Origin of the sequence: Myxococcus qinghaiensis, assembly GCF_024198215.1 — a bacterium.
Taxonomy (GTDB): Bacteria; Myxococcota; Myxococcia; order Myxococcales; family Myxococcaceae; genus Myxococcus; species Myxococcus qinghaiensis.
In genome coordinates this window covers 347,034-367,247 of the sequence record NZ_JAKCFA010000003.1, presented here as the reverse complement: position 1 = coordinate 367,247, position 20,214 = coordinate 347,034, and the positions used below count along the sequence as shown (strand labels likewise).

14 protein-coding genes are annotated in these 20,214 nt (G+C 66.7%); 9 read left to right on the top strand and 5 right to left on the bottom strand.

The annotated features are described in order from the left end of the window. Positions 1-373: 373 nt before the first annotated feature. Together LZ199_RS06570 and LZ199_RS06565 are read right to left on the bottom strand one after the other, a co-directional pair. Positions 374-889 carry a hypothetical protein gene (locus LZ199_RS06570; RefSeq protein WP_253992785.1) on the bottom strand — a complete coding sequence of 172 codons (516 nt, stop codon included), beginning with the start codon at positions 887-889 and terminating at the stop codon, positions 374-376. A 1,013-nt stretch (positions 890-1,902) separates the two neighbouring features. Further along, positions 1,903-2,388 carry a transposase gene (locus LZ199_RS06565; protein ID WP_253992784.1) on the bottom strand — a complete coding sequence of 162 codons (486 nt, stop codon included), beginning with the start codon at positions 2,386-2,388 and terminating at the stop codon, positions 1,903-1,905. Between the two features lie 398 nt (positions 2,389-2,786). Between LZ199_RS06565 and LZ199_RS06560 the strand changes: the two genes are divergently transcribed. The 6 genes from LZ199_RS06560 (at position 2,787) to LZ199_RS06535 (ending at position 10,059) form a co-directional block, all read left to right on the top strand. Further along, positions 2,787-3,575: a hypothetical protein gene (locus LZ199_RS06560; RefSeq protein WP_253992783.1), complete on the top strand. Its 789-nt coding sequence runs from the start codon at positions 2,787-2,789 to the stop codon at positions 3,573-3,575. Then, entirely contained in the window at positions 3,572-4,150 is a 579-nt protein-coding gene (locus LZ199_RS06555; RefSeq protein ID WP_253992782.1) for a hypothetical protein, read from the top strand. Before LZ199_RS06560 ends, LZ199_RS06555 begins: the two co-directional genes overlap by 4 nt. 2 nt (positions 4,151-4,152) lie before the next feature. After that, positions 4,153-7,554, top strand: coding sequence for a UvrD-helicase domain-containing protein (locus LZ199_RS06550; protein ID WP_253992781.1), 3,402 nt, complete (start codon positions 4,153-4,155; stop codon positions 7,552-7,554). Positions 7,555-7,641: 87 nt separating this feature from the next. Further along, positions 7,642-8,397 carry a multiubiquitin domain-containing protein gene (locus LZ199_RS06545; RefSeq protein ID WP_253992780.1) on the top strand — a complete coding sequence of 252 codons (756 nt, stop codon included), beginning with the start codon at positions 7,642-7,644 and terminating at the stop codon, positions 8,395-8,397. After that, the gene (locus LZ199_RS06540) at positions 8,372-9,547 is read left to right on the top strand and encodes a ThiF family adenylyltransferase (RefSeq protein WP_253992779.1); all 1,176 of its coding nucleotides are present in this window, start codon (positions 8,372-8,374) and stop codon (positions 9,545-9,547) included. Before LZ199_RS06545 ends, LZ199_RS06540 begins: the two co-directional genes overlap by 26 nt. 29 nt (positions 9,548-9,576) lie before the next feature. Next, positions 9,577-10,059, top strand: coding sequence for a DUF6527 family protein (locus LZ199_RS06535; RefSeq protein WP_253992778.1), 483 nt, complete (start codon positions 9,577-9,579; stop codon positions 10,057-10,059). Positions 10,060-10,161: 102 nt separating this feature from the next. On the opposite strand, the gene LZ199_RS06530 is transcribed toward LZ199_RS06535, so the two are convergent. Then, positions 10,162-10,956, bottom strand: a complete 795-nt coding sequence (locus LZ199_RS06530) for a hypothetical protein (protein ID WP_253992777.1) — start codon at positions 10,954-10,956, stop codon at positions 10,162-10,164. Between the two features lie 298 nt (positions 10,957-11,254). Here LZ199_RS06530 and LZ199_RS06525 point away from each other — a divergent pair, with 298 nt between their 5' ends. Continuing rightward, complete coding sequence (locus LZ199_RS06525) at positions 11,255-12,673, top strand: hypothetical protein (RefSeq protein WP_253992776.1); 1,419 nt, start codon at positions 11,255-11,257, stop codon at positions 12,671-12,673. Between the two features lie 62 nt (positions 12,674-12,735). On the opposite strand, the gene LZ199_RS06520 is transcribed toward LZ199_RS06525, so the two are convergent. Next, on the bottom strand, positions 12,736-14,493 hold the full coding sequence (locus LZ199_RS06520) for an RCC1 domain-containing protein (protein WP_253992775.1): 1,758 nt from the start codon (positions 14,491-14,493) through the stop codon (positions 12,736-12,738). Positions 14,494-14,581: 88 nt separating this feature from the next. Between LZ199_RS06520 and LZ199_RS06515 the strand changes: the two genes are divergently transcribed. Continuing rightward, on the top strand, positions 14,582-17,506 hold the full coding sequence (locus tag LZ199_RS06515) for a serine/threonine-protein kinase (RefSeq protein WP_253992774.1): 2,925 nt from the start codon (positions 14,582-14,584) through the stop codon (positions 17,504-17,506). 57 nt (positions 17,507-17,563) lie between these two features. Then, positions 17,564-18,400, top strand: coding sequence for a sigma-70 family RNA polymerase sigma factor (locus LZ199_RS06510; RefSeq protein ID WP_253992773.1), 837 nt, complete (start codon positions 17,564-17,566; stop codon positions 18,398-18,400). Positions 18,401-18,410: 10 nt separating this feature from the next. Here LZ199_RS06510 and LZ199_RS06505 read toward each other — a convergent pair whose 3' ends face one another. Further along, complete coding sequence (locus LZ199_RS06505) at positions 18,411-19,943, bottom strand: glycoside hydrolase family 5 protein (protein ID WP_253992772.1); 1,533 nt, start codon at positions 19,941-19,943, stop codon at positions 18,411-18,413. Positions 19,944-20,214: the final 271 nt, after the last annotated feature.

The window sequence follows — 20,214 nt, the reverse complement described above, 5'->3', positions numbered from 1 at the left end:
ATGGCGAAGACCACGTCCGCGCGCGCCTCGGGCCGCGTGGGGTAGATGCGCGCGGACTCGCGGATGGGCCGGCGTGCACGGCCATACGCCGTGTGCCGTCCATCGCTTGGCGCTGGGGGGGCGGAGAGCACGAGTTCCGCCACACCGAAGTTCGCGGCCAGGCGCGCCACGGCGCAGAGGTTTGTCAGGGCCCTGGGGCTGATGCAGCACGACGCGCAGGTGGGGGGCGAGATCCATGGGCCACCTTACCCGTCACGTGTGGACCCATCTGGACATCCGCACGGGCGCGACTCCTCGGGCGTGAGTCGCGCCGCCCGCAGTCATGCGGCGCGGCCCGGGCATCAGCGGAGCCGCACCGCAGCCTCCTCAGCCATCAGCTGCCGGGAATGGCCTCCGCAGAGGGGGCCGGTGTCGCGACCGAGTTCGAAAAGGCCTTCTCGAACTCAGGGCTCGAAATCACCTTTCTCAAGAAGTCCTGGACCGACGGCATGAACGCCTGCGCCGTCAGCTGACAGGCATTGTCACCCATAAAGCTGCTCTTGTAGGTGCCCTTGTGCTCAATTAGATACGGAGCCTCGGCTCCAGCCGAGATCCGCGCCGCGAGCGTCCAAGCACCACTTGTTGAGCTGAAGTCGAGCATGCTCATCTTGGCGGAGACGGCGACCTTGCTTTTGTCTGAATAGACTCCCGCCATTCGGAGGTCATCCACGAGAGCTGCCTGGACATACTGCTCGAAGGTCTTCTCATCAGGAGGCATCACGGGTCCTGCTCCGCGACAGGTGATGCTCCGCTGCGGGACGTCCATCGCTTCGAAGGATGCCACCTTCATGCTCCCCTGAGGGTACTTCTGCTGAAGCGTTCGCAACGTCTGAACGTTCTCGGCGGACACGGAATACCGTGAGGCTACGTACGAAGGACACGCGGACAGCAAGGAGCCAATGGCAACAACCGCAATTCCTCTGGCAATTCGAATCAACAGACGTCCCCCTGAAGCGAGAAGACGCAAAATCTAGCACGATCGGACCCAGCGCCTATCCAACATCGCACAGTCCAACGAGACCCCATTCTCAGGCAGGAGGCGAAGGGACCCGGGTCCATAATCCCCCACTCCCAACCGCGCGGCGCTCGGGGAAGAACCCGCTGCCTGCTATAACGAGGGCTTCGTGAAGCGATGGAAGCCTCCAAGATACCGGCCTCCCCGAATCGGTAGCGGCTATCGGGCACCGAAGGCCTTCAAACGACCCAAGACCTTCAAATTCAAAGCGCCCAGGTTCAAAGCCCCCAAGACTCCTTCGCTGCGGCTCCCCCGGATTCGTTCCTTCCCAGTGGGACCGCTGCGCCCTCGGAATCACTGCGCGGCGTGCGCCTATTCCTGGTACCCACGCGGGAAAAACCTGTCTGCGGTTTGTCCTCGATGCAAGAGCAGTTCGGTCTTCATCCCACTACCCCCTCCGTTCAACCCAGGCTTGTTCCTGGCAACGGTCTGCCTTCCCCTGCTCCTGATGGTCGGATGGGCGCTTGTTCCAGACTGCCAGTCCAGCGATAGGGAGACACGTCACTCCGTGCCAGCCGCCAGAGCAGAGCCCGCGCCCGAGCTCGGGGCGCCTGCGACTCGACGCGTCGAGCTTACCCGTCGGTGCACGATCTGGAGGGAAGTGGGCGGCGTTTCAGTCGTCGTCAGGAAAGCGGCGAGCGGCGAGGTTCTTGAGTGGTCAGGCCACGGTGACACGATATGGCGGGTACAAGTGGAGGGCGGCGAGGGGTACATCAACAAACGCTGCGCGGTGCTCCAGGATTGAGAATGACCGCGTCGCCTACTCCACGTGCGGTGCCGGCCGGGCCAGCCAACAGCGCGCTCGCGGCGAACGCGGAGATGGCCGTCCAGTCATCATCCGCGTTCGTTTAGCGTGACGGCGAAAAGTAGAAGAAAATCAGCGGGGTAAAGGCAGTCGGGCAGGCAGGTGCGGTACACTCCCAGCCTACCGGGCGCACGTCTACACCGAACGGGAGCCAGAGGAGCGCCTCGCCCACCAGGTCCAGGTGCGCGGGCTTGCGCAGCTCCCGGCCGGCGAACTCGGGGGGCGGCCACTCCGGCAGCCGCGCCTTCTCGGCGAACAACTCGTTCTTCATCATCAACTCGCCCACCATGGCCTTGAGCTGCGGCACCTCGTCGTCCGCGGGCTCCGGCTCACGGCTCTTGAGGTTGGCCTTGGCTCCGGCCAAGAACTTCTCACGCCACTCGCTCAGCACCGCCGCGGTGACACCCAGCTCCCGGGACAGCGCGTCGAGTTCTTCGCCCTTGAGCAGTCGGAGTACCGCCTCCTTCTTCCGCTTCGCCGAGAACCGACCGCGCTCCGCCGTCCTGTCCTGCTTCTGCTGCTTCTTCACATCCACCTCACAAAGGGGAGGTTATTCCCCAGAGAGGTGTCTCAAGAAATCCTGGGGCGGAGGAGTGCCCTCCGCGCTGCCAATCCAGAGAGTCGCTCCTTCCAAAAACATCGCGGAGCATCGGCCAGTGTCCCATGCACCCCATCGGAAAGGCCAGGATGGCGAGGTCCAGCCGCATACCACCTGGGTGGTATTTTGCCTGTGGCGGCTCTTGAGTACGGTCAGTTGAATATGAGCGGACGTGTCATAGGTGCACACCCCGCTCCAGCAACGTGTCAGGTGCCGTCAGGGTCGAAATGAAGTTTCGGCCTGAGAAGAGGCTCGCCATTGAACGACTTCACGTTTTCCCTGCCTTTGAGCAGGTGTTCAGGTTTGTCCGTCGTTATGAGGGGTAATCGTTGGTAACTTCGCTCAGGAAAACCTTGGCAGCGGGAGTGTACTCCCGGAATCCTAAGATTCAGGCCAAACTGGTCGAACTGGAGGCGCTATCGAGAGACGAGCTGGTGGCCAGGGCTCGAATCTCACGTCGCGAGGACCCAGGCTATGTGCCGAGCGAGTGCCTGCTTTACTTCGTTCGAGCCGATCGGACACGTGAGCCCGACGCCGCCTCCGAGCAGTTCTACAGAATCTTGTTGGCGCGGGTCCTGCGCTGTCTCCCGAAGGCAGAAAACACAGACGGGAGCGGTGTGTCGTTGAGCAGGAGCAACATCAGGGAGAAGGTGCTCTTCCAGTTCGTCGAGTTGCTTGCCGCCGACCAGCAAACCTATTCAGAACGGCTCGACTTCTTCGAAGTGCGCTTCGACGGCGCGCTCGCGTGCCTGAAGCTCGACGCCAAGCGTCCGGCCTGGCGCGACGAGAAGCGCTCGGTTGCTCTCGAACTCGATGAGGAAACGGGCGAGCCTTCAATCGAGATTGAACGGGCGGCGGGCAGCTTCGACCCTTTCGCCGCCATGGAGAATGCCTCCGCCGCATACCAGTCGCGCCTCGATGCTGCGATTGAAGCCTTGCCGACAGCGCACAAGAGGGTCATCGAAATGCTTCGACAAGGCTTTCCCATCGATTCCAAGGAACCGGGCGCAATTACCATTTCTGGTACCTTGAAAAGGTCCGAGAAGACGATCAGAACGTATCGCGACAAGGCTTTTGCCAGCCTGCGTGCGATGCTATCCGAAGGAGACGAGCCATGACGTCCCACACTTCCCGACCATCGCGCGACGATGTGCTGAACGCCTTCTCGGTGGAGCCCGACCCGGGTCGGGAAACGCTCGAGCGCTACCTGCGCGACCATCCAGACCTCGCCCCCGAACTCGTTGACCTGTCCCGCGAGCTCTCCCGCGGTGTCTGTGAGGACGAGGAACCGCTGACACTGGAGGACGAGGCGCTGATTGACGCCGGATGGAGCCGTCGTCGGGGAGCTACTCCAAAATCCGTGAGCCCATTCAACGCTCTGTCGCTGGATGAGCTGCGTGACCTCGCGAAGCGCTTGGAGGTGCCGCGGCAGGTCATCACCGCCTTTCGGGAGCGCCGGGTGGACGTCGCCACGGTGCCGAGACGCTTTCTGACGAGCTTGGCAGTTGCGTTGAACAGCACGCTCGACCAGCTTGTCAGTACCCTCGGGCCGCAACACACGCCGGATCTGGCCCGGAGCTACAAGTCGAACACCAAACCGATAGTGGCGGCGCCCGTGAGCTTCGAGCGCCTGTTGATCGACGCGGGCGTGCCCGAGGAGCGGCGCGCCGGGTTGATGGCGGACGACAACTGACGATGGATGCGGTCGAATTGGGGCGGCAGGTGGCGGCCTCGCTGCATGCGCAGGCGGTCGCTGGAGGGCTCAATCCCTGGTGCCCCTACGAGTTCGCGGTGGCGGAAGCCAGGCGCCGGGGGCTCGACGTCGAGCCCACCGCCGCCGGGGCCGCCGTGCTGAATGGGGCGCGCGCCACGTTCATCCCCAGCGAAGGTCTCATTCTCCATGAGAACGTCGGGACGCCCTTCATGCGAGCGTTCCTGGTGGCTCACGAGCTGGGCCATGTGGAACTCGGGGATGACCCCGACACGGAACCGGTCCGGGAGATAGATCCCGCGCGCTCGGCGGAGCCCTCGCCGGTGGGCGTCGAGCGCGTGGTGGACTACGGCCGTCGACAGCGGCGCGAAGTACAGATGGATTTGTTCGCGCGCGAGTTCCTGCTTCCGCGCACCGTGGTGCGCAAGCTCCACCTCGAAGACGGGATGTCCGCTGCGGCCGTCGCGGAACGGCTCGGTGCGCCCTTCGACGTGGTGGCCCAGCAGTTCCTCGATGCGCTTCTCCTGCCGCCCATCCCTCCCAGGCACTTGGAAGAATGGATAGAGCGGCCGCTCAATCCGCTGCAGCGCGCCGCAGCCGCCCATCGCGGTGCTGCCTACCTGCTCGAAGCCGGCCCTGGCACCGGCAAGACCCAGACGCTCACCGGACGCGTCGAAGGGCTCCTGGCCGACGGCGCCGACCCCCGCCGGATTCTCCTGCTGACCTTCTCCAACAAGGCAGCCAGGGAGATGTCGGAGCGAATCGCCCGCAGGAACAAGGCGGCAGCGACGGCGATGTGGATCGGCACGTTCCATTCCTTTGGCCTGGACCTCATCCACCGCTTCCATGTCGAGTTGGGGCTCCCGAAGGAGCCACGTATGATGGACCGGACCGAGGCCGTGGAACTCCTCGAGCAGGAGTTTCCACGGCTCGGACTGGTGCACTACCGCAACCTCTACGACCCGACCCAGCATATCTCCGACATCCTGACGGCGATCTCCCGCGCCAAGGATGAGGTCGTGGACGAAGCGCGCTATGGCGCACTCGCCGAGCAGATGCTTCGCGACGCCCGGAGCCCCGAGGAACGGAAGGCGGCGGAGCGAGCGCTGGAGGTCGCTCGCGTCTATGCTGCCTACGAAGCCTTGAAGCGGCGGTCGCACCGAATTGACTTCGGTGACCTCGTGGCCCTGCCCGTGCGGCTCCTGCAAGGCAACCCCGTGATTCGCGCTCACCTGCGGGGCCAGTACGACCACGTCCTGGTGGACGAGTACCAGGATGTGAACCGAAGCAGTGTTCGTCTCCTGGCGTCCTTGCGCGGCTCCGGCGAGAACCTCTGGTGCGTGGGGGATGCGAAGCAGTCGATCTACCGCTTCCGCGGCGCGTCGTCATTCAACATGGCTCGCTTCGGAGCGGAGGACTTCGCCGGGGGCTCGCGCGGCCGGCTGAGGAGGAACTACCGTTCGGTCGAGGAGGTGGTGAGCGCGTTCTCCGCCTTCGCCGCGAGCATGAAGGCCGGCGACCCGGATGGCGGTCTGGAATCCAGCCGGGGCGCGGGTGGCAGCCGACCCGAACTGCGCACCGTCGACTCTGCGGAGCAGCAGACGGGGGCGCTGGCTGAATCAATCGAGGAGATGCGGCGTGAAGGCCACGCCTATCGCGACCAAGCCGTGCTCTGTACGGGCAACGAGACGTTGTCGACGCTGGCACGCGACCTCGAGCGCCTGGGCGTTCCCGTCCTGTTCCTCGGCAGTCTGTTCGAACGGCCGGAGGTCAAGGACCTGCTTTCCCTGCTGTCGCTCCTCACCGACCGCTGGGCCATGGGGCTCGTTCGAGTGGCCTGCTGGCCCGAGTTCACCATGTCGCTCACCGACGTCGTCGCAGTGTTCGACCATCTACGCCAAGCCAACGCGGTGCCCGGTGCATGGTTTCACGACCTTGGTGCGATAGCCGGGGTGTCCCAGGCCGGCCAGGCCGCACTCGAGGAAATGGCGAGGATGCTGCGCGACTTCGACCAGTCCGCGTCGCCATGGACCGTGCTCGCGAGCGTGTTGCTCGAACGGACGCGCATGGCTGCACGGCTGGCCAGTTCGTCCGATGTCTCCGATAGGACGCGTGGAATCGCAATCTGGCAGCTGATGAACTTCCTGCGCGTGCAGCCGTCTGGCTCCGGCCTACCCATTGTCCGCCTCCTCGACCGGGTGCGCAGGCTCGTTCGGCTGGGCGATGACCGCGACCTGAGGCAGCTGCCCGCTGCAGCGCATGGCCTCGATGCGGTGCGGCTCATGACCATCCATGGCGCGAAGGGGCTGGAGTTCCCGGTCGTGCATGTGCCGGGCCTCAATCAGGACACGCTGCCCCGAAAGCCGCCCCTGCCGCCGTGTCCTCCGCCGGAGGGCATGGTCGAAGGCGGGCAGGGCAGCGCTGCGGAGGTCTTCCGCGCGGGGCAGGCCGAAGAACAGGAGTGCTTGTTCTACGTGGCCATGTCGCGGGCGCGTGACCGGCTGTTTCTCTACGCCCCGACGAAGAAGTCCAATGGACATGCCCGGGCGTTGTCCCCCTTTCTCGACCGGCTGGGGGCGTCCCTGGGCCGCCGGAAGATGAGTCCCGCTCCGGAGATGTTGCTGCCGCCCGCGACGGGCGAGGTCGCGCTCAAGGTTCGCGGCCGGCTTCGCTTCAGCGAACAGCAGATTTCGCTCTATGGGCGCTGCCCGAGGCGCTTCTTCTACGCGCACGTCCTGCGGATCGGCGGCCGCAGGACGACGACGGCCTTCATGCAGATGCACGAGGCGGTCCGAACCGTCTATCAGGCCGTCGTTGCTGGCAACGGACCGATTCCAGAGGAGCGCGAGCTGGAGCAAGGCGTGATGGCCGCGTTCGACGCCCACGGTCTTACGGGGCACGGCTATGTCGACGACTTCAAGGCGGTCGCTCTTTCCATGCTCCGGTACTTCCTTTTGGTTCGTGCCGGGAGCAGCTCGGAGCCGCCGGCCGACCTCCTCCTGACCTTCGCCCAGGACGAAATCATCGTCTGGCCGGACGATGTGCTCGTGCGCCCGGATGGGGTCCGGACGTTTCGTCGAATCCGGACCGGGCACTTCAAGTCGGCCGAGACCACGGACGTGGGCGCCGCCGCCTTTCTTCTCGCCACCCAGCGGGTCTTCCCGGGGGCCGTTGTCGAGTTGGTCCATCTGGCCGACCAGACCTCGCGACCCCTGAGCCTGACGCCTCGGGAACTCCAGAGTCGTCAGGACAAACTCATCGAATTCTTGCAGGGGATTCGGCAAGGGCGCTTCCCTGCCGACCCGTCGGTGCACACGTGCCCGGGGTGCCCGGCCTTCTTCGTGTGTGGGCCGACCCCGGAGGGCACCCTCTCGAGAGAATTCTGACCGACATTACCGGTTGCCTGTCGTCGTGACGATTGAGCCTTCAGAGGGCCGGGAGTTACCCGGCTCCGCTTTGAGGACTCACCGAACATGATGAACGACGAACCTCTGGAGTACGAAGACGTAGGAGCCGCGCTGCGGGAGGGCCGGGCCCTCCGGCCCGCGCGGAGCTACCGCATCCTCGTCGCGCAGGGCGACCTCTCCTTCCGCCCCGTGGACGTGGCCGATCCCGTTCCCCTGGGACGGCAGATTCTCGCCAGCGCCGGACTGGACCCACGCGGGGGCTTCAGCCTCTTCGCCATCCTGGCCTCCGGGGACTTCGAGGACCTCCGCCTCGACGAGCCGTTCGACCTGCGCACGCGCGCGGCCGAGCGCTTCGTGGCCTTTCAGACCGACCGCGATTTCAAGCTGACGCTGGATGACGACCAGCTCGCGTGGGGCAAGCCGGCCATCAGCGGCGCCGCGCTCTACACGCTCGCGAAGGTGGGCAATGGCCAGGCGGTGTTCCTTGAGGTGCGCGGTGGGGAAGACCGGCTCATCTCGCCCCAGGACCTGATCGACCTCACGGCCCCGGGTATCGAGCGCTTCATCACCGGCCCCATGCCGGCCCGGACGTTCGAAATCATCGTGAACGCCCGGCCGCGCGTAGTGAACGACAAGCGGGTGACCTTCGAGCAGGTCGTCCAGCTGGCCTTCCCCGGCTCGCATGAGCCGAACGCCGCGTTCTCGATGACCTACCGCCACGCCGCCTCGAAGCCGCACGCCGGCGAGCTCGGCGCTGGGGGCTCCGTTGAAGTCAAAGAAAGGGGGACGATCTTCAATGTCACCAAGACTGTTCAGTCATAGTCCCGACTTGAAGCGGCTGCGCGACGAAGGTTACTTCGTGCAGCTCCAGGGGGGCTTCCTCATCATCCGTGAGGTGCCCTACGTCGATGCGCAGCGGCAGGTGCGGATGGGGTCGCTCATCTCCACCCTGAACATGGCGGGCGACGTCACTCGCCAGCCGGACACGCACGTTGTCTACTTCGATGGGAACTTCCCGTGTCAGCCCAACGGCACCCCCATTCAGGGGATTGCCAACCAGAGCGCTGACTTCAAGCTTGGGAACGGGGTGACCGCGAAGCACCTCTTTTCCAGCAAGCCTCCGAACGGCTACGCCGATTACTACGAAAAGATGAGAACGTACGCGAGCATCCTCTCGGGGCCTGCGTCCGTCCTGAAGCCAGGCGTCAGTCCCCGCATCTTCCGGATGCCGGAGGCCGAGGAGGACAGCGTCTTCAATTACACGGAGACCGCGTCGGACCGCGTGGGAATCGGCGCCCTGACCGAGCGCCTCTCGGCGGAGAAGGTGGCGGTCATCGGTCTCGGTGGCACTGGCTCCTATGTGCTCGACTTCGTCGCCAAGACGCCGGTCCGTGAAATCCGGCTGTTCGATGGCGACGAGTTCCTGCAGCACAATGCGTTTCGCGCACCGGGCGCGGCGTCCATCGAGGAGTTGCGTGAGGCGCCGAAGAAGGTCGACTATCTGAAGGCCATCTATTCGAGGATGCACCGGCGGATTGTTGCCCATGCGGTCCTGCTCGACGCGGGCAACATCCACCTTCTGGATGGAGTCTCCTTCGCGTTCGTCTGCGTGGATGCAGGGCCTGCCAAGCGGGTCATCGTGGGTCAGCTGGAGGCGCTCGGGGTGCCGTTCGTGGATGTTGGGATGGGCCTGGAGTTCGTCGATGGCTCCCTCGGCGGCATCCTGCGGGTGACGGCGAGCACGCCGCTCAAGCGCGACCACGTTCACAAGGGCCGCATCTCCTTCGAGGATGGCGGTGTGGACGACCTCTACTCCTCCAACATCCAGGTCGCCGACCTCAACGCGCTGAATGCGGTGCTGGCCGTCATCAAGTGGAAGAAGCTCCGCGGCTTCTACCGCGACCTCGAGCGTGAACACCACAGCACCTATACGACCGACGGCAACATGCTCCTGAACAGTGATTGCGAATGATGCGATACCCTCGTCTGGAGCATCGGTTCGTGCTGTACATCCCGGAGCGGATGGAACCGGGAATACTCTACGTTTCAATGGAGTATGGCACGGTCGCTCATCGTTGCTGCTGCGGCTGTGGCGAGGAAGTCGTGACGCCCTTGACGCCGACCGACTGGAAGCTGCTCTACGACGGCGAGACGATTTCGCTGAGGCCATCGGTTGGCAACTGGAACTTGGCGTGCCGTTCGCACTATGTGATCGACCATGGGCGAGTGATTGAGGCCGGCCCCTGGTCCGACGAGCGGATTGCGGCGGAGCGTCGTCGGGACAAGATCGCCAAGGAGCGTTACTACGGCCCGTCCAAGATGACCGAAGAGGCCGTGCCGGCTGCTGCTGTTCCGCCTGAAGTTGACCGAAGTCTGTATGCAAGGCTAGGGCGATGGCTGTCGAGGCTGTTGCATGCGCATAAGAGGGATGGGGGCCCTGTTGAGGGGGAGGGAGGGGGCAGGGGGGCCGAGGAGGGCCGCTGACGGGGCCGCCCGAGCGATGCTCCTGGCCGGTGGACAGGCCGCTTGAGCCCCTTGGGGCACACGCCTTCTCAGGCCGTGCCTCGGAGCTGCTCCGCCTTTGCTTCAGAGCCGGTCCTCGAATGCGGTCGAATCGAACGCCCCGCGTTTCGGCTTCTCGAGCCACGAGGGGTGAAAGAACAGCGCGACCTCCGCGTGGTAGGCTTTATACCCGTAGGGGTCATCGGGGTCGGTCTCGAGGTCGCGTCCCTTGAGCGCTTTCTTCCAGAACGGGCCGACCGGAATGCCCTCCTTCCGTTCCGGAATCGTCGCCAGAAAGACGATGCTGCTCGCCTCTTCTTGCGCCTCGTTCCCGAAGCTCGACGGGTCCATCGCGGCCCCCTCACCGAACCGCTCCAGCCGGGTGTAGATTCGCTGTTCCTTGTAGGCAACGCTTTCGATGCTCAGGAGCAGATGCCGCCCGAACAATTCGGGGCCGTATCTCCGCCCGATGGGCAGCGTTGCCTGGGGGTGTACGGCCATCAGCTCGACGCGCAGGTACCGGGAGAGGGGAGCGTCCTCCGGAGGCAGCAGCAAGGTCCCGAGCTTCCAGGCCTCACGGAGGTTGAAGAGGTTCACGTCCAGGCGTTGATCGAGGCGAGGACCGCGAAGTATCTGAATCGATTCGCGGAGATCCTCTCCGAACAAGGCGCCGTATGACTCGCACGCGCGCTCGAACAGCTCGGCGCGCCCCTTGGCGGACCGAAGCAGTTCAGATGCCTTCTTCGGCTCGAGGCCTTCGTCGATGAGGTCGACGAGGTCATTGAGAGCCTCCTTGGCGACGAGAATCTCGACGAGCTCGCCCGGGGTCGGCCCGCGTGGCTCATCGGCCACGACATGTCCTACGAAGAGCGTAGACATCCGAAAACCTCCTGGAGTTTCGCAGAGGCCCCACAGCCAAGCACGAGCATGCGCGACAGCGCCATCTACGAGCTCCGGCCAACGACACGGACCGACGAAGTGGCCCTCGCGCCTGGTCCGCCGCAAGACCTCGCAGTGTCTCACGGGCACCGTCTTCGACGCAGAGACCTCGCCGTCTCCTCATTCCAACTTCACCCGGACGAGGTCAATATGACCTGCCGCCCCGGGCGTTTCAGCGGTCGACGCGGCCGGGAGGCCCGAAATCAGTCTCCAGGATTCTTGGCTCATGGAGGAAGTGATGCGACGGCTTGGAATGATGCTGGGGCTCTTGGGGTGCGTGGGATGCGCCAGCGCCACGCGCGGTATCTCGGACCAGTACAACCCGGAGACGGGTCGGTACGAGAAGCCCACGCACGAAGTCGTCTATTCGGTGCCCGTCGAGGACGCGATGATGACGGCCCGGTACATCCTGGAGAAGAACCTCCTGGACGTGATGGAGAAGGAGGGAGGGCTGGAGATGTTCTCCTCCTTCATTCCGGACGTCATTCCTCCCGAGCGCTACTACATCCAGGGAGAGCGGCTCGGGCCCCGGCAGGCACTCGTTCGGGTTTTTCGCATCAGGTACACGCAGGAAGGGGGCTTCGCCCCCGCAGAGGCCTCCGGTCGGTCCAGCGGGCAGGCCTCCGTGCCGGATGCCTTCAGGAACATCCCTGGGCTGGAGGGCTATCGGCCGGCACACGGCTACCGCGACATGAGCATCGAGCAGAAACTCCTGGAGCGGCTGGAGATGGCTCCGGCGCTGGAGCTGGTGGGCGGCAATCCCCCCATTCCCATCCGCTCGGTGGTGATGGAGAATTGGGGCGAGGAGGACGAGGCCTCCGCCACCGCCCCCGCGTGTGGCGCGCCCGTGGAGGGCGCCTCGTCCCTGTTCTCGAAGGGAGGCGTCCTGCTCGTGGCGGACCCGCTGGGCACGCAGGAGGTGCCGTCCGTGGCGCTGCGGATGTCGTGCGAGGCCACGTCCACGTCCTTGCCGGTGACGCTGGCGCTGTCCATTCCCGTCTCCGAGCAACCGCTCCTGGAGCGCTACCTCGCCAGTGACGGCGGTTCAGGGGCCGTCCAGGAGCTCCTCGCGGGAAGCGCTTTCTGGCGCCGGGTCCACCAGGACGGGCGCAGCAGCCGCGCCATGCTGTGGCTCGTCGAACAGGCCCGCCGCTTGCGCGTCTCCGGCAAGGACGTGGCCGTGGCCGCCATCGACTCCGACAAGGCCCACGGCGATGAGCGCGAGGCGCAGATGGCCGAGAGTCTGATGAACGCTCGGTCGAAGCGCCCCCAGGCCTGGACGCTGGTGCTCACGGGCAGCGTCCACGCGCGCACCACGGCGGTGAGCTGGGATGGTGACCTGGAGCCCATGGGGGCTCGCGTGGCGCGCGTGCTGCCCTCGGTGCGAGCCCTGGACGTGGGCTTCCAGCGCGGCACCCAGTTCACCTGCCGCTACAGCGTCTGGGATGAGCAGGTGGAGTGCAACGTCTTCGGCATCAGCCCGACGCTGGAGGCGCGGCAGTCCTCCAAGCAGGCCGCGGGCGTGAACCTCTTCACCGCCCCGCGGCCTGACGGCTTCCACGGCAGGCTCTATCTGGGCGCGCTGACCGCATCGTTGCCCCCGCTCCAAGCTCCGCGCCAGGCCCCTCCCGTCGCCCCCGTGCCCGCCAGGAAGTGACCAGACGCGCAGCGGCGGTGGCCCCGAAGCGCGGGTGTGAGCGCGCTTCGGGGCGTGTCGTTTCAGTAGGGGACGTTGAGCTGTCCGGAGGTGTTGTCACCCCAGCACGTCAGCGCTCCCGAGGTGTCGAGCGCGCAGTTGTGGTGGTAGCCCGTGGCGACCTGCTTGAACGAGCCATAGGGAACGCTGAGCATCTCCGGGTACATGGACCAGTTGCCCCAGCACGCCACCTCGTTGTCTGTCTTCACGCCGCAGTGAGTCGCATACCCGGCGACGACCTGCTTGAATTGCCATGAAGGGTCGTCGAGCTGGCCGATGTCCTGGCCCCAGCACTCGACGGTGCCACTGCCGCGTCGTCCGCAGGTCGTCGTGTAGTTGGCGTTGACCTCCACGAAGGTGCCGGAGGGCGGGGTGGCCTGACCGGAGCCGTCATGGCCCCAGCAGGCCAGGGTGCCGTTGGTGCGCAGCGCGCACGAGTGGTAGCCGCCCGCGGACACCTGCGTGAAGAGCCCCGTCGGCGCGGTGCCATTCATCATGCCCCAGCAGGCGAGGGTGCCGACCGTCGTCACGCCGCAGCCGTGGGTGGTTCCCGCGCTGACGGACTTGAAGGGACCCGAGAAGAAGCTGGGGGACTGCCCGTACGCGTTGCTGCCCCAGCACCGGATGTGGCCGTCGGCGCCCAGGGCGCAGTTGAAGTCGAAGCCGGCGCTGACCTGCGTGAAGGGGCCCTGGACGAAGGCGGGAGCCTGGTTCGACGAGTTGTTGCCCCAGCACTGGACGTTGCCATCGGTGCGCAGCGCGCACGAGTGGTAGCCGCCCACGCTCACCGCGCTCCAGGCCGTCCCCCCGGAACACGAAGTTCCCTGGGAGACCCAGCCGTTGTCCTCGCAGGTGTACGACTGGAAGTCATTGAGGCACACGGGCTCGCCGCACGTGTCGATGGAGACGGGATTGCCATTCGCGTCGGTCCCGGTGCACGAGCACTCCTCGGGAGGCGCGCCGCAGGAGGTGCCCTGGGCGGTCCACCCCGTCGGTCCGCAGGCGTAGTGCTGGAAGTCGGAGCCGCAGACCTGCTCGCCGCAGACGTCCACCGTGACGGTGTGGCCCAGGTAGTCGGTGCCGGTGCACGAGCATTCGTCGCCCGGGTTGCCACAGGTGCCGCCCTCGGCGGACCAGCCGCCCGGCTGGCAGGAGTACCACTGGAAGTCGGCGCCGCAGACGGGCTCGTCACACGTGTGCGAGGTGACGGGGTTGCCCTGGTGGTCCACGCCGTTGGGGCAGTAGCAGACGGGCTCCGGAGGCCCGCACTCGTCACGCTCCCAGACCATGAAGTCGCGCAGGCCGATGGGGTCCTGGGCGGTCGGCCGCAGGACGTCCAGCTGGAAGGTGCAGTAGTCCGTGTTGCCGAGGAAGGAGGAGATGGACACCGACTCCCCCGCATTGAAGGTCCCGAGCAGCACGCCTCCGTTGTGGTCGCCGTCACACGAGTAGTTGCTGCCCGAAGTCTTGCCGGCACAGCCGTAGACGACGACGCGGGTCCCCGTGGCCGAGGGGTCATTGCAAACGCCGTCGGTCCAACCCGAGTAGCACACACCCTCGCACTGGGGTGTGGGGCTGAAGCCCGTGTAGCCCCAGGTGAGTGGAGCCGGGCTGCCGCAGAGGGCTGTCACATGGCCCGTGTTGGAGGCGTGACTGGTGGACGGAAGCAACAGCGTGGCCACGACGGCGGCGGTCAGGGCCAGGGTTGCGGCGAGTGGCGCGCTGGCCGCAGGCTCCGGATGGGCGGGGCGGGACGTGTAGCTCATTCGTTGGACGAACATGGGGTCTCCTGGGCTCATCGGTTCGAGCCTCATGGGGAGTGACAAGCCGCCCCGCCAGTCGTCGCAAAAAAGTGTGGAAGGGAGCGGGATGAGCAGTCGCGGGGAAGCGGTCGAGGGGCGCTGCCTGGGGGAGAACACCCTGGATGGGCTGAGTCGCGGGCTCTTGACGTCCGAGGAGCGTGAGGCCGCCGCGCGCCACCTTGACGGGTGCGACGACTGTCGGCGGCTGCTGGCCGCGCTGGGACAGGTGGTGAGCACCCCGGGCACGGCGACGCCCCGCCCGGACTCCGCCAGGGCGCCGCTGGAGGCCAGGCCGCGCCTGGTTTCGGGTGACAGGCTTGGTCGCTACACCGTGCTCCACCTGGTCGGCGCGGGCGGCATGGGCGTCGTCTACGCGGCGTATGACCCCGAGCTCGACCGCCGCGTCGCGCTGAAGCTGGTCCACGACGAGGTGCTGCCGGCGGACTCGCGCGAGGAGGCGGCCTCGCGGTTGCTCCGGGAGGCGCAGGCACTGGCCCGGCTCTCCCATCCGCACGTCATCACGGTGTTCGATGGGGGGCGCTTCGACGGGCAGGTCTTCCTGGCCATGGAGTTCATGGAGGGCGGCACGCTGGGGCAATGGTTGCGCGCGGCGCCCCGCTCCGCGGACGAAGTCCTCGCGATGTTCCTCGACGCCGGACGGGGGCTCGCGGCCGCCCATCGCGCCGGGCTCGTGCACCGCGACTTCAAGCCGGACAACGTCCTGGTGGGCCGGGATGGACGGGTGCGGGTGACGGACTTCGGGCTGGCGCGGATGGCACTCCCAGGCGAACCGCCACTCGGTGGCGCGGAGGTGGCTCCGCGCGCGCTGCCCGCTGGCGAGGAGGCCCGGACCCAGACGGGAGGGCGGCTCGGGACGCCGGTCTACATGGCGCCCGAGCTGTGGCGGGGCGCTCCGGCGGATGCGCGCAGCGATCAGTTCGCGTTCTGCGTGGCCTTCCACGAGGCGCTCCAAGGGGAGCGCCCCTTCACGGTGGAGCAGCTCGCGGGCGGAGCAGGGGGGCTCGAAGGACGCGAGCCTCCACGGGCCGGTCGCATCCCCCCTCACTGGCGACGGAGCCTGGCGCGCGGGCTGTCGGCCCGGCCCGAGGAGCGCTTCCCTTCCATGGCCGCGCTGCTCGACACCCTCGAGAGCGGACAGGCGTCGCGGCGCAAGCGTCGCCTCCGGGTGCTGGCGCTGCTGGGCGGGGTGGGGCTGCTGGCGGCGGGCTTCGGGCTCTTCGCAGGCAGGGAGCGCACCCAGGACGTGTGCGCGGGAGCGCGGGAGCGGCTCGCCGGAGCGTGGGACGAGGCTCGCAAGCGCGAGGTGCACGCCGCCTTCCTCGCGACGGGCTCGCCCCTGGCCCAGGCCGCCTGGTCGGGGACGGAGCTCCTGGTGGACCGCTATGCGAACGCGTGGGTCCAGATGCGCACCGACGCGTGTGAGGCCACGCATGTGCGCGGTGAGCAGTCCGGGGAGCTCCTGGACCTGCGCATGGCCTGCCTCGCGCAGCGCCGCGAGTCCCTGCGCGCGCTGTCCCAGGTGCTGGGCGCCGCGGACACGGGCATCGTGGAGAAGGCGGCGGAGGCGGCGGGGCAGCTGCCCTCGCTCGAAGGGTGTGCGTCGACGGAGGCCCTCACGGCGCCGCTGCGCCCGCCCCAGGACGCGGCGACCCGCGCGCGCATCGACCAGGTCCGCTCACGGCTCGCCGACGCGAAGGCGCTGCTGTCGGCGGGACGGTATGCGCCCAGCCTCGCGCTGACGGAGTCGGCCGTCGAAGCGTCGAGGGCCCTGGCCTACAAGCCACTCGAAGCCGAGGCGCTCCTGGCCCTCGGCCTCGCGCACGAGCGGCTCACGCAGACCCCCCCGGCGGAGAAGGCATTCGAGCGGGCCCTGGTGGCCGCGGAGGCGGGCGGACACGTGGAGGTCTCCGCCAGGACGGCCTGCATGCTGGCCCTGGTCCAGGGGCTGCACCAGCGCCGGCATGCGCAGGGACATTTCTGGGAGGAGTTCTGTGGGGCGCTGCTGGAGCGCCTCGGACCGGTGCCGGGGCTCACCGCGGAGCGGCTGTTCGTCCTGGGCAATCTCCTGAACGACGAGGGACACACGGCCGAGGCCCTCCCCGTCCTCGAAGAGGCGCTCGCGCTCCAGGAGCAGGTCCTGGGCCTCGAGCACCCCAATGTCGCCAGGACGCTGGGGCGGCTTGCTTTCGTGCTCGCGGCGCTCGAACGCCCCTCGGAGGCGCTCGCGCACGCGCAGCGGGCCCTGGCCATCCAGGAGAAGCTGCTGGGCCTTCATCATCCGCAGTGTGTGACGTCGCTGCACGCCATCGCGTTCGCCCTGTCGGTCGTCGGCGGACTCTCCGACGCACTTCCCCACGCGGCGCGGGCCCTGGCCATCGAGGAGCGGGCCTTCGGCCCGAAGCACCCGGCCATCCTGAAGTCGCTCATCATCCTCTCGAACGTCCAGAGCGAGGCCGCGGACGCCGTCCCGCTGCTGGAGCGAGCCCTGGTCATCCACCAGCAGTCCCCCCAGGGGGATGAGTCCGACAAGGTCTTCATCTTGAAGAACCTCGCCGTCAACCACGGCCTGCTCGGGCACGCGGCGGAGCAGCTCGATTATGCGCGTCAGGCGTTGGCCATCGAAGAGAAGGTCCTGGCCCCGGATGCCCCGGAGCTGGGGCACTCGTTCCTGTTGATGGGACAGGCGCATGTGCGGCTCGGTGCACCCGCCAAGGCCCTGCCGCTCCTGGAGCGCGCGCTGGCCATCGCGGAGTCACGTCCCCTCACGAGCGCGACGGCCAGCGGGCGCGAGGTGCGGGTGGAGCTTCGCCAGGTCCTGGCGGAGACCCTCTGGGCCCTGCGGCGCGAGCACGGGAGGGCGCGCTCCCTGGTGACGGGCGCGCTCGAGCTGGCGCGAGGAGGACGCGGCGAAGTCGTGAAGGAAGTCCCCGCGCTGGAGCGGTGGCTGTCCACGCATCCCCTCCCGAACTGAGGGTGCTATCCTCCGGGCCCGGGAGCGCTCTTCGAATCACTCTCCCGGGAAGAGGCCATGGCGGGTGGGCGAGACGCGATGGAGCGGGCGCTGGCGCGGCTGTTTCAGGACGGGCGAGAGGCCTGGCCGTCGCTGCCGCTCCCGGCCGAGGTATTCACCCGGCATGTCTTGCGCCACGTCCCCGAGCGGAGCAACCCCGAGGAATACCTCGCGGGGTTGCATGGCGCGGACCTCTACCTGGCCTGTGCCTGTACCGAAGGGGTTCGTGGCGCGGTCGCCGCGTTCCAGGCGAGCCACGGGGCCACGGCGCAAGCCGCGCTGCGCAGCCGGAACGTACCTCCGGATGCGCGCGATGAGTTGATGCAGGACTTCTGGGAGAAGGTTCTCGTCGGCCAGAAGGGCGCGAGGGCGAAGGTCGGCGACTACTCGGGGCGAGGGCCGCTCGGGGGCTGGGTTCGGGTGGCGGCGGTCCGCGCGGCGCTCAACTTCCTCGCGCAGAAGAAGATGGACCCGCTGCGGGTGGGCGAGCCCGTGGACGAGGTCCGCGAGCCCGCGACACCGGACCCGGAGCTCGCCTTCCTCAAGTCGCATTACCGGGACGAGGTCCATCGGGCGTTGAAGGACGCGCTGGCGGGGCTCGATGCGGATGAGCGCAACGTGCTGCGGTTGCACTTCCTGGACGGGCTGAGCACCGAGCGCATCGCCGCTGTCTACGGCGTCCATCGCGCCACGGTGGCGCGCTGGGTGTCGCGAGGCCGGGAGGCGCTCCTGAGAGGCACGCATCAGCTGCTCACGGAGCGGCTGCGCATCGGGAGGGGAGAGGTCGAGAGCCTCATCGGCATCGTCCAGAGTCAGCTCGGCCTCTCCCTGAGCAGCATCTTCCGGGCGGGGTGACCGCCCCTGCTCACAACGCGAGGAAGTTCGCGGTCAAGAAGGCGGCGTACCAGTTGATGGGCGTTCGCCCGTTGGAGGTGTAGTCCGCCGTATGGTTGTTGGTGGTGAGCTGCCAGGGGGCCAAATCCCACGGAGACCAACCCAGCCACACGTCGCTGTTGTTGTTCATGAACGTGAGCGCGTGGGTGATTTGGGCCTGTGCGTACGACTGCTGGGTCGGGATGCCCATCTCGGACAGGAACAGCTTCTTGCCGTGGGTCCTCGCCCACTGGGTGACGGCCGTGAGCTGAGCGCCGTAGGACGACTCATCGTTGCTGCCGTAGCCTTCGGGGTAATACGAGTGCATGTCGAAGGCGTAGTTGTTGGCGCTGTCGGTGATGGCCAGGGCCGCGACCGAGTCGAGCGGGCCTCCGCCCGGAGCCCAGGTGTGCCAGTGCCCCACGTCCGACGCGCGGGTGTTGGGGACCAGAATCAACTGGGTGGAACCCGTCGCGCGCACGGCGTTGATGACGGTCTGAATCCCGGAGAACCACGTGGTCGAGGTCATCGGGAGGTCATGCGGCTCGTTCATGAGGTTCAGGATGACCTTGGGGTTCGCCTTCACCAGGTTCGCGAGCTTCGTCCAGACGTCGGCGAGGTGGGCCACGGTCAGCGTCCCGTCTCCGATGATGCGTTGGACGTAGCTCCCCGTCTGGTTCCCAGCGCCATCGAACGCGCCCGTTGCATAGCGATTGTAGTTATGAAGGTCGAGCACGAGGGTGAAGCCCTGGGCCGTCGCCAGGTTGATGTAGTTCATCATGCCGTTCGAATAGGCGGTATTCAGCGGCCCATTGAGCGTGTGCTGAAGGCGCTCCCAGGAGATGGGCAGGCGAATCAGGTTGAAGCCCTTGCTCTTGTAGTACGCCAGCTCCGCGGAGATCTGCGTCGATGACGGCATCTCGTAATAGGTCTGGCCCGTCCAGCCATCCCAGTCGTTGCCGTACTCCATTCCGGCGCGGTTGATTCCGCGCCAGGCCACGCCCGTGGGATAGATCTTCCCCCGGCGGTTCTCCAGGGCGATGCCATCGACTTCGTAGGCCACCGCGGTGAGGCTCTGGAGCGTGAGCTTGTTGAAGGTCGTCAGGGCTCCCTTGAGCTCGCTCATCGGGATGGTGACGCGAGTCCATTCGCCCGCCCCCAGGGAGTCGAAGCTCGGGCTGGCGTAGGTGCCAATCGCGACGCCCGCGTTTCCATCAGTCCCCTCCTGACTCACGATGAGCTTGAGGTTCTTGATGGCCGCCAGATTGGCGGTGCCCGGATGGATGGCGAAGCTCACGTCCGTGTAGGTCGTCGTCGAGAGCGACTGCCCTTCAGCGCCCAACGCCAGGGCGCTGTCGGCGCCGGAGGTGACCCGCAGCGACGAAGCGCCGTAGGCCTTCGTGCTCGTCGTCGACGCAAGGGAGACGTTGCCCCAGCTGTAACCGGTATTCCAACCCGCCGTGACGGCATCGTCATACAGCACCGTCTGGTAGGAGGTGTTCAGCGCGGGCAGGAGCGACATCATGACGGTGCCCGACGCGGTTGCTTCCGTGAGCAGCTCGCTCGCGGTCAGGTCTGCTTCATCGCTCGACGGCGGCGCACATGCGGCGAAGAGGGTAAAGAGACTACCCAGAAGAACGTACAAACACTTCCGCGAAACCGGTGGTTGTCCCATTCGGGCCCCCTGGAGTTGGGGGAGTGATTTAACGACCCGTTCCCTGGCGTCAACTGCACCTTCCCCTCGATGACAACGATTGCTCCATATCGTGTTCAATTCGAGGAACGTATTCCTGTCG

What these genes read in the sequence shown, in the direction of transcription:
- LZ199_RS06555 (WP_253992782.1), top strand. Translation starts at nt 3,572, where the DNA reads ATGACGTCCCACACTTCCCGACCATCGCGCGACGATGTGCTGAACGCC.
- LZ199_RS06530 (WP_253992777.1), bottom strand. Translation starts at nt 10,956, where the DNA reads ATGTCTACGCTCTTCGTAGGACATGTCGTGGCCGATGAGCCACGCGGG.
- LZ199_RS06540 (WP_253992779.1), top strand. Translation starts at nt 8,372, where the DNA reads ATGTCACCAAGACTGTTCAGTCATAGTCCCGACTTGAAGCGGCTGCGC.
- LZ199_RS06505 (WP_253992772.1), bottom strand. Translation starts at nt 19,943, where the DNA reads ATGATGTCGCTCCTGCCCGCGCTGAACACCTCCTACCAGACGGTGCTG.
- LZ199_RS06520 (WP_253992775.1), bottom strand. Translation starts at nt 14,493, where the DNA reads ATGTTCGTCCAACGAATGAGCTACACGTCCCGCCCCGCCCATCCGGAG.
- LZ199_RS06515 (WP_253992774.1), top strand. Translation starts at nt 14,582, where the DNA reads ATGAGCAGTCGCGGGGAAGCGGTCGAGGGGCGCTGCCTGGGGGAGAAC.
- LZ199_RS06545 (WP_253992780.1), top strand. Translation starts at nt 7,642, where the DNA reads ATGATGAACGACGAACCTCTGGAGTACGAAGACGTAGGAGCCGCGCTG.
- LZ199_RS06550 (WP_253992781.1), top strand. Translation starts at nt 4,153, where the DNA reads ATGGATGCGGTCGAATTGGGGCGGCAGGTGGCGGCCTCGCTGCATGCG.
- LZ199_RS06525 (WP_253992776.1), top strand. Translation starts at nt 11,255, where the DNA reads ATGCGACGGCTTGGAATGATGCTGGGGCTCTTGGGGTGCGTGGGATGC.
- LZ199_RS06510 (WP_253992773.1), top strand. Translation starts at nt 17,564, where the DNA reads ATGGCGGGTGGGCGAGACGCGATGGAGCGGGCGCTGGCGCGGCTGTTT.